The 16,124-nt window shown below is 34.4% G+C and carries 17 protein-coding genes and 1 pseudogene; 14 read left to right on the top strand and 4 right to left on the bottom strand.

What is annotated here, in order from left to right:
• Nucleotides 1–111: 111 nt before the first annotated feature.
• On the top strand, nucleotides 112–1,089 hold the full coding sequence (locus ACQVV1_RS11070; RefSeq protein ID WP_431168871.1) for an HD domain-containing protein: 978 nt from the start codon (nucleotides 112–114) through the stop codon (nucleotides 1,087–1,089).
• A gap of 40 nt (nucleotides 1,090–1,129) precedes the next feature.
• Here the strand turns inward: ACQVV1_RS11070 and ACQVV1_RS11075 are convergent, their stop codons facing one another.
• Nucleotides 1,130–2,248 (bottom strand): anti-sigma factor, encoded by a 1,119-nt coding sequence (locus ACQVV1_RS11075; RefSeq protein WP_242250935.1) that lies wholly within the window; start codon nucleotides 2,246–2,248, stop codon nucleotides 1,130–1,132.
• 5 nt (nucleotides 2,249–2,253) lie between these two features.
• The gene (locus ACQVV1_RS11080) at nucleotides 2,254–2,739 is read right to left on the bottom strand and encodes an RNA polymerase sigma factor (RefSeq protein ID WP_242250936.1); all 486 of its coding nucleotides are present in this window, start codon (nucleotides 2,737–2,739) and stop codon (nucleotides 2,254–2,256) included.
• Nucleotides 2,740–2,876: 137 nt separating this feature from the next.
• On the opposite strand from ACQVV1_RS11080, the gene ACQVV1_RS11085 reads away from it, so the two are divergent.
• On the top strand, nucleotides 2,877–3,779 hold the full coding sequence (locus ACQVV1_RS11085) for an AraC family transcriptional regulator (RefSeq protein ID WP_242250937.1): 903 nt from the start codon (nucleotides 2,877–2,879) through the stop codon (nucleotides 3,777–3,779).
• Between the two features lie 60 nt (nucleotides 3,780–3,839).
• Nucleotides 3,840–4,205 carry a VOC family protein gene (locus ACQVV1_RS11090; protein WP_098556963.1) on the top strand — a complete coding sequence of 122 codons (366 nt, stop codon included), beginning with the start codon at nucleotides 3,840–3,842 and terminating at the stop codon, nucleotides 4,203–4,205.
• Nucleotides 4,206–4,455: 250 nt separating this feature from the next.
• Here the strand turns inward: ACQVV1_RS11090 and ACQVV1_RS11095 are convergent, their stop codons facing one another.
• Complete coding sequence (locus ACQVV1_RS11095; protein ID WP_431168872.1) at nucleotides 4,456–6,198, bottom strand: sensor histidine kinase; 1,743 nt, start codon at nucleotides 6,196–6,198, stop codon at nucleotides 4,456–4,458.
• Nucleotides 6,199–6,207: 9 nt separating this feature from the next.
• Nucleotides 6,208–6,912, bottom strand: coding sequence for a response regulator transcription factor (locus ACQVV1_RS11100; protein ID WP_063224662.1), 705 nt, complete (start codon nucleotides 6,910–6,912; stop codon nucleotides 6,208–6,210).
• A 141-nt stretch (nucleotides 6,913–7,053) separates the two neighbouring features.
• Here ACQVV1_RS11100 and ACQVV1_RS11105 point away from each other — a divergent pair, with 141 nt between their 5' ends.
• The 11 genes and pseudogenes from ACQVV1_RS11105 (at nucleotide 7,054) to ACQVV1_RS11155 (ending at nucleotide 16,043) form a co-directional block, all read left to right on the top strand.
• Nucleotides 7,054–7,902 carry a CPBP family intramembrane glutamic endopeptidase gene (locus tag ACQVV1_RS11105; protein ID WP_309259833.1) on the top strand — a complete coding sequence of 283 codons (849 nt, stop codon included), beginning with the start codon at nucleotides 7,054–7,056 and terminating at the stop codon, nucleotides 7,900–7,902.
• Nucleotides 7,903–7,926: 24 nt separating this feature from the next.
• Nucleotides 7,927–8,259: a hypothetical protein gene (locus ACQVV1_RS11110; RefSeq protein ID WP_431168873.1), complete on the top strand. Its 333-nt coding sequence runs from the start codon at nucleotides 7,927–7,929 to the stop codon at nucleotides 8,257–8,259.
• 31 nt (nucleotides 8,260–8,290) lie between these two features.
• The gene (locus ACQVV1_RS11115) at nucleotides 8,291–8,590 is read left to right on the top strand and encodes a hypothetical protein (RefSeq protein WP_064476854.1); all 300 of its coding nucleotides are present in this window, start codon (nucleotides 8,291–8,293) and stop codon (nucleotides 8,588–8,590) included.
• Between the two features lie 11 nt (nucleotides 8,591–8,601).
• Nucleotides 8,602–8,790 (top strand): hypothetical protein, encoded by a 189-nt coding sequence (locus ACQVV1_RS11120; protein ID WP_431168874.1) that lies wholly within the window; start codon nucleotides 8,602–8,604, stop codon nucleotides 8,788–8,790.
• A gap of 134 nt (nucleotides 8,791–8,924) precedes the next feature.
• Entirely contained in the window at nucleotides 8,925–10,193 is a 1,269-nt protein-coding gene (locus ACQVV1_RS11125; protein WP_141439113.1) for a M48 family metallopeptidase, read from the top strand.
• 136 nt (nucleotides 10,194–10,329) lie between these two features.
• Nucleotides 10,330–11,109, top strand: a pseudogene (locus ACQVV1_RS11130) (MCP four helix bundle domain-containing protein); the annotation flags it as partial.
• A gap of 156 nt (nucleotides 11,110–11,265) precedes the next feature.
• Nucleotides 11,266–12,057, top strand: a complete 792-nt coding sequence (locus tag ACQVV1_RS11135) for a methyl-accepting chemotaxis protein (protein WP_431168906.1) — start codon at nucleotides 11,266–11,268, stop codon at nucleotides 12,055–12,057.
• Nucleotides 12,058–12,277: 220 nt separating this feature from the next.
• Nucleotides 12,278–13,180, top strand: a complete 903-nt coding sequence (locus ACQVV1_RS11140) for a DMT family transporter (protein WP_431168875.1) — start codon at nucleotides 12,278–12,280, stop codon at nucleotides 13,178–13,180.
• A gap of 84 nt (nucleotides 13,181–13,264) precedes the next feature.
• Nucleotides 13,265–13,936 carry an S-layer homology domain-containing protein gene (locus ACQVV1_RS11145; RefSeq protein ID WP_431168876.1) on the top strand — a complete coding sequence of 224 codons (672 nt, stop codon included), beginning with the start codon at nucleotides 13,265–13,267 and terminating at the stop codon, nucleotides 13,934–13,936.
• 451 nt (nucleotides 13,937–14,387) lie between these two features.
• Entirely contained in the window at nucleotides 14,388–15,047 is a 660-nt protein-coding gene (locus ACQVV1_RS11150; protein ID WP_063224655.1) for an S-layer homology domain-containing protein, read from the top strand.
• Between the two features lie 339 nt (nucleotides 15,048–15,386).
• Nucleotides 15,387–16,043: an S-layer homology domain-containing protein gene (locus ACQVV1_RS11155; protein ID WP_063224654.1), complete on the top strand. Its 657-nt coding sequence runs from the start codon at nucleotides 15,387–15,389 to the stop codon at nucleotides 16,041–16,043.
• The last annotated feature ends 81 nt before the right edge of the window (nucleotides 16,044–16,124 follow it).

Consider the following 16,124-nt stretch of genomic DNA (forward strand, 5'->3'; position numbering starts at 1 on the left):
ACAACATTTGCAATCTAATATCAATATATTAAGATTTATAATTCATATTGGTGTCGATTTCATAAAAGAGGTACGATTATAAGACGCGGCTGAAATAAAGGGGGATTATAAGTGATCATATCAGATGTACTATACGGAGAATTTGAAGTGGATCAAGTAGTAGAAGAATTAATTGTAAGTAAGTCTGTGCAAAGGCTGAAAGGCATTCATCAAGCTGGCGCAAGCTACTTAATAAATGACAACTGGAATGTAACGCGCTTTGATCATTCAGTTGGCGTTATGTTGTTAATTAAGAAACTTGGTGGTTCAGTAGAGGAACAAATTGCTGGTTTACTGCACGACGTATCACATACTGCTTTTTCTCATGTGATTGATTATGTTTTTGATAACAAAAATGAAAGTTATCACGAAGAGATATTTAGTTCTGTTGTGAAAAACTCAGAAATTCCAGCGATTCTTGCGAAGTATGGCTATAACTATGAAGAAAGTTTGTTAGATGATTCGAAGTGGACGTTACTCGAAAGGTCCGCGCCAGAATTATGTGCAGACCGAGTGGATTATACGTTACGAGATATGTATACATACGGATATATTTCTTTAGAAGAGGTTCATAGATTTTTAGAGGATATTATCGCAGTAGAGGGGAAAATGGTCCTTCAAAGTATCGAAATGGCAGAGTGGTTTACAGAAACGTATTACAAAGAAGTAATCGATTTCTTTATGAAACCAATGAATATTTATGGAAATGATATGTTAGCGAAAACGTTAAAGTTAGCTCTTTATAAGAGGGTTATTCATGCAGATGATTTTCTTTTTGAAGATGAAGAGCTTATTTCAAAATTGAAGCAATGTAGTGATCCAGAAGTACATGCTTTATTAGGCAAAGTTCATCCGAATGTAAAAGTAAAAGAAGATAGAAACGATTATGATTTACAACAGAAAAATAAAGTCCGTCTTATTGATCCGCCATTACTTCGCGAAGGGGAAGTTGTTCCCTCTTCTGTTGTGTCAGAAAACATAAGGCAGATGAGGGATAGCGCTTATGAAAAAGCGGTGAGAGGGATGTATGTGAAAGTGATTTCGGATTAAAAAAGGAGAGCATCACTCCTAGATGCTCTCCTTTTTCACATCACTGATCAGACCAATTCCAAACCTCAATATCCCCAAGAGTCGCATAACGAACGTGCGGTGAGTTTTGTAATTTTAATAACTCTTTTGACGGGCCGGTAATGACAATGCCATATACTTTTACGCCGTTATCTTTTACATACGGATAGCGCTTATCTAAGTTCAGCTCTTTTTCAGGAGTCCGAGTAGTTTTACTTACAGTTTCTTTATGTGTAGAAAGAATACGCATCATTTCGATTACTTCACCTTCTTTTGTCTTCGGTCGTTCTGCTTCATTATCAGGGAGATTTATATGTTCTGGAAATCCGATAACCTCTCCGCCATGTAGGATGAAATCTTCCTCATCTATTCTCTCTTGCCCTGTGTCTAAAGCATACCATAAAGGATTGGGCGGCATTTCTTGTGCTTCAAATACGCTATATAAAAGGGATTCTACTTCTTGTAAAGTGTAAGGTTTGTCAAAAGATATCGCTACTTCTGCAACGGTGCCCTCATGTATCTTTCCAAGTGTATCCCAAACTTTTTTAGATATTTCTTTCAAATGATCATCTTGCTTGATTCTCGGGTGAACAAAGGAAAGTTTTTTTGAATAGGGTTTATTTGCCCAAGATTGATTTGTGTCAGTTACAGATGATAAGAAACTACGCGTTGTTACTGTGCCAATTGGAAGTTCTTTTTTGCCAACAGTTTTAACTAAATTCATTTCATTTTCTGTACGAAAAAAGGGTTTTATTTTTGCACTGCCTCCAGTGGAACGACTATTTGGAATTGTTGCTTCTAGTGCGAGTGCTGGAATCTCATCTACTTCGACTAACTTTTTCATATTATAGAAGTAAAGAGAAGATGAAAAATGACCGGCAAAATAGATTGCTATACAAACAGCAAGGACAAAACTAACGGTTTGCCAACGTTGTTTCCATTTTATTTTCCAAAACGGGACTTTCAGATTTTGTGGTGGTAGTCTTTTCTTTATCGGTTCACTCTTTGAAAGCAACTCATCTAAGTAAGCTTCACACTCTTCACATGTTTCAATGTGACTTTCTAACAGTTCTTGTTCATCACGTGTGAGTGTTCCGTTTTCGTACTTCTCCCATAGTTTTTTAAATTCTGTACAACCCATCTCTATCACTCCCTTATGCTTTTCGTTTCTTTTCGTCCCCTGTGTAATTCAATTTTCACTTTCGCTAGTGAGAGACCAGTCATCTCTGCTATTTCCTTATACGAGAATCCGTAGTAATCTCGTAGTAATAGGACATTCCTTCTTTCAAGCGGAAGAGAAGATAAACTGTCTAACCAACTAGCAATCTCATGTTTTACGAAATAAGAGTGCTCTGTACTTGGTACGTTTGGTAAATGGAATTCTGCAATTGTCGTTGTTTTATATCTTTTTTCTTTTCGATACCAATCGATAAAGGCGTTGTAGGCAATTGTAAATAACCAAGGCCTAATTTCTTCTCCTTTATAATAGTCAATATGGACGAGCATTCGGTAAAATGTTTCTTGCATGAGATCTTCCGCACAGTGGGAATCTCCGGTTAGGGAGAGAAGATAGCGAAATAAATCTTGCATATGCTCTGAGTAAATTTCTTCTAATGATTGTTTATGTTTCACTACATTTCCCTCCCTTCATACATAACAACGAAATACATATAAAAAAGTTACATTTGTTTTTGGAATTATAGTAAAAAACGTCAAGAATTGGATAAGATTCTCTTTTATCATAATACATATAAGGCGGGTGAACAGAGATGGAAAGCTATGAAGCACAAATTCAAAGGTCAATTGATTATATTGAGGAAGATGTAATGGAAAAACAGACGCTGCGTAATTTAGCACGTATTGCAGGTTTTTCTGAGTCGCATTTTCATCGTGTATTCCAGGCGTTAGTAGGTGATACGGTAATGGAGTATGTTCGAAAGAGGAGGTTAGCCCGGGCTGCTTATCAACTTTCTCATACGGATGAAAAAGTTATTGATATCGCATTTGAGCATGGCTTTCAATCTCACGAAACGTTCACGAGAGCCTTTAAAAAATTATTTCAAATGACACCGAGTGAATATCGAAAGCAAGAAATTGAAACGCCGATGTATTACAGCGTGAATGTAAAGCAAAGAAAATTAAATCCGTATTTAGGAGGCATACAAATGGAATATCGTATTGTAAATAAACCAGAATTTTTAATGGCGGGTTATGAACTGAAGACGACAAGTAAAGAAGGGAAGAACCATCAAGACATCCCAGCATTTTGGCAAGAATATTTACAAAAAGGTCTTGGAACGACGATTCCGAATCGTAAAGATACGAGCCAATGGGTAGAGCTTGGATTATGTACTGATTTTAATTTAGAAACAGGAGACTTCACTTATATTATCGGAATGGAAGTTACAGACTTTGAAAATGTACCAAATGAAGTTGCAAAGCGTACTTTCCCAGCAGCGACATATGCTGTATTTACAACGCCGAAAGTTCCTCATGAAGAAATGGTATCGTCTATTCATCAAACGTGGAATGCAGTATTCTCAGAATGGTTCCCGCATTCAGGATATGAACATTGCGGCGTTACTGAGTTTGAACTATATGATGAGCGTTGCCATGAAGATAAGAGTGAGTTTGCTCAAGTAGAACTTTGGATACCGGTGAAGAAAAAATAACAGATTGAGAGCGAGTCATTGAGAAATGGTTCGCTTTTTTATAAAAGGGGAAATGGGAAGATGTTCAAAAAACTAGAATGCGTATCTATACATACGAAGGATATAGAAAGGTCAGTTTCTTTTTATAAAGAAATGGGAATGGAGCAAAACTGGGTTATAGAAAGAGAATTAGAAGAAGGGACTATTTGGACGTTAATAGGATTGAAGTTTCCAGATGAGAAAAGTTCCGAGTTAGTAATAAGTAATCATCCGGATATTAATTTTACGGAAGTCGAAGTATTAGTAGAAGATGTGCAACAAGTGTATGAAAGTTTAAAAGATAATAAAGATGTAAAATGGATTCGCGAACCATTTCCAACAGAATCAGGGCATGTTGCGGTAATGGAAGCGCCTGATGAGAATGTATTTGTGTTAGTAGGGAAATAGCTGAAATATGGAGTAACCTTTCATAGTGAGTTATGGAAGGTTATTTTTAATTTGTATAGCAGGGGAAGTAGGTTAGTATTGTCGATTTTTGTTGGTAAGTCGATATATCTTGAAAATCGCTGATATATTTTGATTTGCGCTGATATATTTGAAAAATCGCTGATATAATTCGAGTTGCGCCGATATAATTTCATTTACCGCTGAACTCTCCCAGAAAAGAAAAAAGAAAAGACGCCATATAGCGCCTTTTCTACGAACGAAACGGGAACACAAGTATAATTGTCGTTCCTTTTCCAAGTTCGCTATCGATAGAAATCGTTCCGTTATGAGCATGAACGAGCTGTTTCGTAATGGCGAGGCCAAGTCCAGTTCCGATGTTGCTTTCTTCTGTATTTGTTCCTCGGTAATACCTTTCAAATAGAAGCTCTTTTGTTTTATCATCCATTCCTTTTCCGTTATCTGAAATAGAGAGTGAAAATGAAGTAGCGTTTTGCGAAAGTTTTACCATGACATTAGTCGTTTCATTATTATGTTTTACAGCGTTTACGAGTAAGTTTTCGATAATACGCTGGAACCATTTTTCTTCAATGAAATATTGAATTTTGTTTGAGCTTGGTACGAATTCAATATTTTGATTTTCAAGTGTCGGGTTATTAATAAATTGTAATAATACTTTTTGGACGAATTGATTCATTTCAATGTTCACGTGCTGCCCAGGAAGACTGTTATTTTTTAATTGATACGTTAAGCTTAAGTCATCAATTAATGTAGTCATATATTGAGATTTTTCTTTCATAACGCTGCCGAATTGCTGAATGTCACGATCGGTCCATTTGTACTGATTGGATTCTAGTAATAATGCGTAGCCGTATATAGAACTAAGTGGTGTTTTTAAATCGTGCGTTAGACCAGTAATCCATTCTTCACGTGTTTGCTGTAGTACTTGCCTCATTGCATCATTTTTTTTGAGTGTAATAGAAAGATGCTCTAGTGAATTTGTAACATCACTAAATAAGCGGAATGACCATTTTTCTTTACCAGATTTCCTGAACCTAATAGGTTTCCCTTTTTTACTAACAGGCTCTTCGTACTTTCCACCAGCGATGTTTTTAAGCCAGCGCATTGCATGTAATAACGGTTTTCCGAATTTATTACCGTACCAAATAGAAAGAATGACTAAATAAACAAATACGATAAGAAGGATTAATCCACATCCGATTAGAAACTTTTTAGTAAATACATCGTCTATTTCATCATCTGGGTAGTAGTGCTCATTTTTAGCAGTTACAACAAGAAGATGATTACTATTTGTGTCGTAAAAGCTAGACGTGTTTTCTTTATGATTCCACGGTTCTTTTTCATTAAGAGCGGCTTGTATAACAGAAAATGTTTTTTTCTTTCCATTTGGATAGGAGAATACTTCATCGCCCTTACTATTAAAAATTTGAAGTGTTGCTTTTTCTTTAGAAAGTAATTGCTGTTCTTCTTCCGTTAATGTGAACGAATCCGTAGATACAGAAGGGTGCTCTTTCTTGATTGTTTTCAGTAATGCATTGCTTTTTAACATACCGCCGTAAATAACGAGTACGTTCTTTTCTTCTAATTCAATTTCCCAATATGTAAATGTATAAGGATTTTCTATATGATTCTGTATATATGAGAATAAAGATGCTTTCGTGTAAGATGTTGGTACGTCACTTGGCGTATTAAAGTGATAGAGAACTTTTCCGTTTTCCTCCACAACTTGAATCCAATCATTTTTTTCTTTAATTAAGTCTTTTACTTCAGCTTTTAACGAAATATCGCCATCTTCTGAAGAGATGTATCTTGCAATCATAAAATTATCAGAATCTGGAATGTTCGGTTCATATGAAGTGCTAGTAACAAGAAAAATTAAATAAGTGAAAGCAGCTACTACAGCAATTAGTAATGTAACTAAAACAAATACGTGTTGCAGGATAAACTGGATAATAAGTCGTTTATTAAAGTTCATATCGTCACCCTACTTTGTAATGAATTTATAGCCAAGTCCGCGAACGGTTTTTATATATTCTGGTTTACTTGGATCTTGTTCAATTTTTTCACGTAGTTTTCGAATGTGGACCATTACGGTATTATCATCGCCATTATAGGCAGGTGCTCCCCAAACTTTTTCGTATATTTCTTCTTTCGAAAATACGTAGTTCGGATTCTCGCAAAAGAAGAGTAGTAGCTGAAATAGCTGGGCGGAACATTCGACAATACGTCCATTTACTGTAAGTTCTGCGGAATGTTGATCAATTGCAAATCTGCCAAATGAACTGGAGTGTGCTTTTTGTTCGTGTGGTACTGCTTGTTTCATATGTCTTCGGAGTTGTGCTTTCATACGAGCTACTACTTCAAGTGGATTAAATGGCTTCGTAATATAATCATCTGCACCGTGTGAAAATCCAGATATTTTATCTAAATCAGATGTTTTAGCTGTGAGGAAGAAGATAGGGCAATCTGTTTTTTGGCGAATGATTGGACAAATATCAAAACCAGATTGTCCAGGAAGCATGACATCTAAAAGAATTAAATCGTAATCATTTTGCTCAGTGAGAGATAATGCTATTTCAGCCGATGTTGCAGTTGTAATATGAGAAAAACCTTCTTTTTCAAGAATGGTAGTTAGTAATTGTAAAATTGCTGTTTCATCATCAACGAGCAAAATATTTGCTTGATACATAAAAAATCCCTCCTAATTTTCTCGAATATCATATCATCTTTCTGTAACTTATGGAATTTTTAAGGAAATTTTAAGGTTTTCTTTCTCAAAAAATTAAGAATCAGATGATATGATAAAAGTAACATAGGGGAGGAGATGAGTGTGAATCCGTTTCAAACGATGCGAGCTAGATATTTTTTAATTGTATTTGCACTATTAACGTTAGTTGTAAGAGCCAGTAATGCATTGATAGAAAATACATTTCATATGCAAAATTCTACTTTTATAAATATTCTTATATTCTATATCCTTCCGATTACATGGATTTTTTTTGAGTATAGAAAACACAGTGTTTCATTTTCATTATTTATTAATAAAAATGAAACATTTAACCTGGTGCAAGTTTTATACATTACGATTATGTTATGCGTGTTTAGTTATGGATATCTTATTTTGTACATGTATAGTTTTGCATGGATTACACCAGCATTTATTATGAATGCATTACGTGAACCGATTATAGATAGTACCGGGGGATATGTATATCAAATTATTATGGTCGTATTCATCGCACCAATTATTGGTGAATTTGTTTTTCGGGGATTTTTACTGCAACGCTTTGCAGCAAAATGGGGAACGAGTATAGCGATCATTGTTGTAGCAATATTATTTGCATTGTTACACGTTGATTTCCTAGGCGCAGTTGTATTTAGCGTTGTACTATCAATCGTATATATTCGTACGAATAGCTTACTCATGCCAATTGCTATTCACATGTTAAACAATGCGTTTGTAATCGGTGTTTCTTTTCTAATAAATAAAGAAGAGATAATGAGTTTTGCAGATTTCTCAAATTATACGACGTTCTTTCCAGGACTTATTATTTTTATAACAGGATTAAACTTAGTACTCATCTTTTTATTTGTTAACCGCAAATATTGGAGTAAAGAAATGCCAGCTATATATGTAGAGCAGGAAAAAAGCTTTTCAGACGTAGTGGGGAGTAAATGAGATGAAGAAGACGATTGAAAAATATTGAAAGACATTATAGATTCTACGTCTATTACAGATATTTGTGATAAAAGCGTTTGTCATTGGGTGCAACCTGTAGTAGATACGATTGTGTTTCCAGAGTATTACTTATTTTCTAGTACTCATGTAAAAGAAAATATTATTTCTCTTCTTATTGTATTAAGGGGTTTACTAATATTTGGTCTAATTGTAGAAGAAATGATGAAGCGCATCTTCAGAAAAAATGAAGAGAAGTATATGTGGGTTCATAAAGTATTCGTGAAAGTAATAGTGGCTTTCCTTTTGTTTTATAGTATGAAAACAATCATTTACTTTATAGCTTTGAAACATCATTAATTCTAAATTTGAAAGGGATGTATAAAATTATATGAATGAAACAATATCATCAAATAAGTTTTTTTATTTGATTTTGCTTAGTATTGTGCTGATAACGACAGTCAATGTTATTCTTCGCTGGGAGGAAGCTTATTTCTTCATGTATTTAGCGCTCCATTTGTTAGGGATTTTATGTATAAGTGGCGGAATAGTTGCTGAAAAAAAGAGTGAAGAAAGTATTAATTATATGTGTGTGACCGGTCTTATTTTACTATTAGCTGTACAAGGTATTATGAAATATAGTTCTTTTTCTTTACAAGATTTTAGTTTGTTAATGGATGTACTTCCTTAAGGAGGCACGTTATGTTTTCTAAGAAGCAAATAGGATACGTACTAGTTTTAATTGGATTTTTTACGCTTATTGTAACGACTTTATTTTTTCAAGACTATGAATATATACGCTATATAAAAGGCGCTGGTTTCATATGTTGGTTTGTAAGTGCGTTTCTTATCCCAAATTATGAACCGAAGAAAGTGTCTAAAGGTAGGTAAAACTCTTCTTTTTGTAGAAGAGTTTTTTTATGTAAATAGAAGGCTCTCGAGCAATTCGCGTAATAAGCTTGTTCTAATTTAGCATGTACGAACTTACAATAATAATAGACAGGCAGCATAGAGGAGGGAATAGCGTGAGGAAGGTTATTGGGTGGTCGCTTTTTTTGTACGTTGGGTTTGCATTGCTTATATACTGGTATTTATTTGGATGGAATCATGAACTTATTCCGGACATGTATAAAGGAACGAGTGCAGATCCAGAAACGTTTATGAATGCAAGAGAGCTTACGCTAAGCCAAGATTATTCGCGCGTGAAAAATTTACTGTATTTTTTAGCGACGCCTCTTGAATGGATTATTTTATTATTTGTGCTTGTGCTCGGTATTTCAAAGAAGTTTGAGAAATGGTCGAAGGAAACGACGAAAATAAGTGTCCTGCAAGTTGCGATTTATTTCTTTTATTTATCATTACTTACAACAGTTCTTGCCCTGCCAATGCAATGGATTAGCCGAAAAGTATCCGTTGATTACGGCATTTCAACGCAAAGTACACAAAGCTGGATAAAAGATCACGTTATCGGTTTTTGGGAGAGTTATGCGACTATGTTAATCGTAGTTACCGTTCTGTTATGGCTTATCCGTAAATTCCCGAAGAGATGGTGGCTAGCAGGGTGGGCACTCTCTGTTCCATTTACAATCTTTTTAACATTCATACAGCCTGTCGTTATTGATCCACTTTATAACGACTTCTCGACGCTGAAAAATAAAGAATTAGAAACGAAAATTTTAGAGATGGCAGACAAAGCCGATATTCCAGCTAAACATGTATATGAAGTAAATATGTCGGAAAAAACGAATGCGTTAAATGCATATGTAACAGGAATAGGGCTTAACTCGCGTATTGTAATGTGGGATACAACGCTTAAGCAATTAAAAGATAAAGAGATTTTATTTATAATGGCTCATGAAATGGGGCATTATGTTATGAAACATATATATTGGGGCGTGGCGAGTTATGTGTTGCTATCGTTTATAGGGATGTATCTCATTAGTCGTATTATAAATATGTGTATTCGAAAATGGGGAGATACGCTGCAAATTTCAAAAGTAGCATGTTTCTCAATTTTACCTTTATTTTTCTTAATTTCTTCTGTTCTCTCTTTTGCATCACAACCAGCAACAAACTATGTATCTCGTATAGAAGAACGAGCGGCAGATCAATACGCTTTAAATATGACGAAGGACGGGAAATCTGGTGTGAAAACTTTTCAATATTTATCAAAAACGAGCTTAAGTCAAGTAAATCCGCCTGCGTTAGTGAAGTTTTTCTTATACACACATCCACCAATTTTCGAAAGAATTCATACGTTTGAACAATATGAGAAACAAAGCAAAAAGAAGTAGCTATTATGCTACTTCTTTTTTTATAGAGATATAAGTTTGATATTGGGAATATTTATCATTGCTTTTTATTGTGATTTTGTAAATAATAAGCTATAAAATTCTAAAAATCTATATATAAAGGAATAAAGGTGGAAAAATGTATTTTTTAAAAAATTTAAAAGTGAAATATAAATTATTGTCACTTATCTCATTAGCAGTTTTAGGCATGGCAATTATGAGCTGTGTAGCAATTAATTCTATTAATAAGATCAAGCACGATACAGAAATTGTAGTAGATGATTATCAAAATTCTGCAGTTTTATTAGAAGGAATGCTTCGTACACAAAATTCACTAGAATATAACTTGCTAGAATTAATTACAACGTCACAAAATGAGGGGGCAAATAAAGAGGGAATTATTAGTAATGTTGAAAAAGATCTTAAAAAATATGATTCTTTATTAAAAGAATATGATGATGGCGTTAATTTAAGTAAGCAAGAGGATGAGCTGTTTCAGAAGATGAAGAAATCTTTGCCAAGTTATATGGAGACATATAAGAAGTTGTTTGACAAAGCGAAGGGAACAAATGAATCTCAAATGGTAAATGAATTTCAAAAGGACTTAAAACCGAAGGGAGTAGAGTTAGCTGGTTATGCTATAGATTTAGAAACTTATGTTTCAAACTTAGCTGATCAAGTATTTAAAGATTCTCAAAAAATGATAGATCGGTCCGTTATTACCTTTATCATTCTTGCAGTAGTTACTACAATCATTATATGTATAGTAAGTTATATTATTAGCAAGCTTATAGTTGCTCCTTTACAAACGGTTAGTCGTATGATGGAAAGGGCGAAAGAGGGAGATTTAACTGTACATGGCGATTATAATGCTAAAGATGAATTAGGTATACTAGTAAGTGATTTTAACGAGATGATTGCAGGGCTAAGAACAAATATGCAAGAAGTAGAGAATAATATTCAGCTTTTATTCCAACATGCAGACGGAGTAGTATCTGCATCGGAGGTATCTAGCGGTGCAGCAAAGAAAATCACTATGGATATTGAAGAAGTTGCCAATGGTGCAGAGAGTCAAATGCAAGCAATGGAACAGACCGCGGGTGCGATGGAAGAGTTGACACAAGGAATGCAGAGCATAGTGAATACATCATCCTCTGTAAATGAATTGTCTGCTCAATCAGCATTAGATGCAGAGAGTGGTAACAAATTAATGAAACAAATGATTCAACAGATGGATACAATCCAAAATTCAGTACATAGCGGTGTGAAACAAGTAGAGACTATGAAAGAACAATCAGAAGAAATTGTTAAAATCATTGATGTTATGCAAGGTATTACCTCTCAGATTAACTTATTAGCATTAAACGCCGCAATTGAGGCTGCACGTGCTGGGGAAAGTGGTAGAGGATTTGCAATTGTGGCAGATGAAGTACGAAAATTAGCAGAACAATCTAGTGATTCTGCAAAACAAATTGAGAAGCTTATTACTCAAGTTATGGGAACAACGAACCATACGGTACATATGATGGGGAAAGTAGATAATGAGGTACAGGCAGGTACTCAAGTAGTAATGCATACAGAAAAAGTATTTGGAACAATTACAGAAAAAGTGCAGCAAGTATCTGAGCAAATTCAAACGGTATCTATGTCTACAGATGAAATTGCAGCGAGTAGTGAGGAGATTTCTGCTTCTACAGAAGACATGGCGCAAATTTCTCAAAGGTCATCTGATCGAACTGATAGGGTAAAAGAGTCTATTCAACAGCAAGAAAAATCTGTTCAAGAGATCTCGGCTTCAATTGAACATCTGCACAACGTAGCAGGAGGACTAAAACAGATAGTTTCCCAATTTACTCTTCAAAAATAGTAGAGTATATGTAAGTCTTTATATAGAGAGAGTCCTCTCAATAAATATAAAAAATCATCCTGTGGAATACAAAAGGATGATTTTTTATTATGAAAATTTTGTGTGATGTCGCTCGTTATATTCTAATTTTTTTGCAATTTTTCGATTGTAATATATAATAATATGTAATGTTTTTACAATTTTTAGTTTATAAGAGAGTAATTGTAGGAGGAGAGAAAGATTGTACAATAAAAAATCAATGCCGGCTATAAAAATGATCCTTTCAATGTCTATTTTCGGGTCAATTGGATTCTTTTCTGTTCAAACGGGTTTACCGTCTTTTGAATTAGTATTCGTTCGTTGCATTTGTGCGACTATATTTTTAGCATTATGTTGGCTCGTAACAGGGCAGTATAAAAGTGAGCAATGGAATAAAAAAGAAGTTGTACAAATATTAGCATGCGGTGTATTTCTCGTTTTCAACTGGGTATTTCTATTTAAAGCGTTTGAAGTTATGTCGATTACAATTGCGATTTCAGTTTATCATCTTGCACCAATCATCGTATTAATGATTGGTAGTATCGTATTTAAAGAGAGACTTACAATGTTTGCTGTTTTGTCTATTGCTATTTGTTTTATCGGTACAGTTTTAGTAGCTGGGGTAGATGGAAATGTATCGCTTGAGAAACTTATGTCATCTGGCATGGTATGGGCACTTCTTGCAGCACTATTTTATGCTTTTACCACTTTATTAGGAAAAGGAATTCGGCATACGAGCGCATATGCGATGACATTTTTACAAACATTTTTAGGTATATTTTTATTGCTACCATTCGTAGATTTTGGCAAGTTTCAAGGATTAACAGAGATGAACTGGATGATGATTACAGCGACAGGTCTTATACATACTGGATTTGTATATTACTTATTTTTTGACAGTTTAAGAGATTTATCGACTAGAATGATCTCTGTATTAGTATTTTTGGATCCTGCTGTTGCGATACTATTAGATACAGTCTTTACCGGATTTAGACCGACTAGTATGCAAGTAGTAGGGATTATCCTTATATTTGTAGGAATGGCCTTTACTTTTCGGAAAACGAAGGATGAAAAAATAGCGGTGAAAGAAAAAATGTATTCATAATTGTAAATAATTAGATCATATTCTATTGATAATTTTCTTATTTTTTGTACAATATAAAAGATAGGAAAATAAAGGAAAAGGTAGATGAGAGTGATGAAAAAGCTAGTAAAGGTAGCGACATCGTTAACTTTAATGGGAGGAATATTTGTAGGTGCAAATGGTGTGTCTGCAAATACAGATGTTATCGAAAAATCTGGTCCTAATATTATGATAGAATTTGATGATGTAACAACAGATCATTGGGCATATGATGAAATTACGAATTTAGTATATCATCGCATTATGTATGGCTATGGGAATGGTAAGTTTGGGACAGAAGATAATATAACACGCGAACAGGCAGCGGCAGTACTACATCGTGCACTGGGTTTAAAAAGAAGTGTATTTGATGCGAATCCATATGGGGATATTAGCGGGAAGTCAACAATGTTTCCTTACGAAATTTTACATTTAACAAATATCGGTATTTTTAAAGGCGACGAAAATGGAAACTTCCGTCCGAAAGATACACTGACTCGTGCAGAATTGGCAAAAATTTTAACGAAAGCATATGAGTTGAAAGCGAAGAGTCCGCATACATTTACAGATATACCAGAAAACCATTGGGCAAGGGATGCAATTAGCGCATTACAGTCTAATAAAGTAGCGGTAGGAACGGGAGATGGCAAGTTCCAGCCTGAAATGCTCGTTACACGTGGGCAATTTGCGAAGTTTTTACAACGATCAATTGATAATGCTACAGGGAAAATGGAATAGATAAAGAGAAAGCTCATAATGTGTAGAAGAGATATCTTCCGCTTATTATGAGCTTTTATTAGTAGATAGGTTATTATTTTCTTATTTTGCAGCTAAGTTGATATCCTTTATCGAAACGTCGATATATAGGGAGTAACAACATATATTTGCGTTTTTTGTCTAGAAAATGAACTTTTAAAATGTGAAGGATTTCTTTTGAAAAAAGTAGAATATTTAATGTATAGAAACACCTTTAAATGACCATAGGAAAGAGAAATGATTTGCGTACAATTCGGTATAAAAATTGAAATTGAGAGCGAATTGGCTCTCCTTTAGTAGTGATTTTCACAATAATAGATTTTTTAAATGTAATATATTGCATAAATGGTGCAAAGGCAACATATGTAATATTGGGAAGGATTTCAGTCTATTATTTTCCGTTTTTTCAAATGGAGATAAAGGGGAGAGGGCAATGAAGAAGAACATGTTACGTATAATGGCCACGGTAACTATTATGGGCGGCTTGTTTGTAAGTACAAATGTTCCAAACGTAAAAGCAGAAGAATATCCAGAAATGATTGTTTTTGATGATGTTCCAGTAAACCACTGGGCATATGACGATATAATGGACGTAGTATACAATAAAGTAATGTTAGGCTATGGAAATGGTAAGTTTGGTGTAGGTGATAATGTAACAAGAGAACAAGTAGCAGCAGTACTGTATCGTACATTGAATTTGAAAAAAGAAGGACCTTTAAAAAATCCATACAAAGATATTTCTGAGAGGGCAACAATGTTTTTAGATGAAATTTTAGTATTGACAAAGCATGGTATTTTTAAAGGTGATGAAAAAGGAAACTTTAGACCAGCCGCACCAGTGACACGCGCAGAAATGGCGCAAATTCTTACAAACGCATTTACATTTGAGATGAAGAAGAACCATACATTTAAAGATGTACCAAATAATCATTGGGCAAAAAATGCGATTAGTGCACTGCAGTCTAATCATGTCATAGTAGGGACAGGAAATGGGAATTTTGAACCGAGTAAAGTTGTAACGCGTGAGCAATATGCAACGTTTTTAAATAGAGCTGTTTTTTATTTTCCTGTAAAAGATGAAGATTATGAATGAAAGTTAAAATATAAGGACATTTAAATTATATCGATATAATATAAAACAAGAAAAAAGCGCGGAAATCCCACGCTTTTTTCTTGTTTTATATTATTTATAAGTATATCAATTTTCTGTTCATAGTTTATTTGTTGGAATTTAGTGGATAAGAAGAGATTGAATAAAGTAACTTTTTCTTGTTTAAATATGAGATTTAGTAACTTTATTATTAATAGAGTGTAAATAAAAGTATATGAAATATAGTTCATAAATTAGACAAAAATCACATGGGAATTGTATTGTTACGCTTTCGTTAATTCTTTATATTAGAAAAAAATATGTTTTTAGGGAGAGAGTACTTTGAAGAAAAAAATTTTAAAAGTAGCAACAGCTTTAACAATTATGGGTGGAATAGCATTTAGTGCTGAAGGGACTACAGCAAAAGCTGAATTAGCTGCAAAGCCACAACAAGCAAGTCAAGCAATCTTTAAAGATGTACCAGCAGGACATTGGTCTTATGAAGCAATTCAAACTTTAGCAGAACAAGAAATTATGCTTGGTTATGGAAATGGTGTGTTCGGTTTTGGACATAACGTAACTCGTGAACAGGTAGCCGCTTTAATTTATCGTGCACTGGATCTTGATGAAGAATTTGGTGAAGATGAGGAATTAGAAAGCCCGTATAATGATATTGTTGATGATAACTCAACGATGTTTCCTTTCGAAGTGTTAGCAGTAACAGAATTAGGTATCTTTACAGGTGACGAGAAAGGAAACTTCAGACCAAAAGATACGTTAACACGTGCAGAAATGGCGCAAGTTCTTACGAGAGCATTTGGATTAAAGGTACAAGGACCAGCAGGATTTAAAGATGTACCAAAGGGACATTGGGCAGAAAATGCAATTAATGCAGTAGGTTCAAATGGTATTTCAGTAGGAGATGGGAATGGTAACTTCGCTCCGAACATGAAAGTAACACGTGAACAATATGCGCAGTTCTTATTTAGAGCGCTTTAATAAACAGGGGTCAGTGTTGTATAACACTGGCCTTTTTTTTATGTGTAATGCTGGTGGCAGAATACAGTTTTATAAAAAATC

The sequence above is a fragment of the Bacillus basilensis genome, assembly GCF_050630465.1.
GTDB classification, from domain to species: domain Bacteria; phylum Bacillota; class Bacilli; order Bacillales; family Bacillaceae_G; genus Bacillus_A; species Bacillus_A basilensis.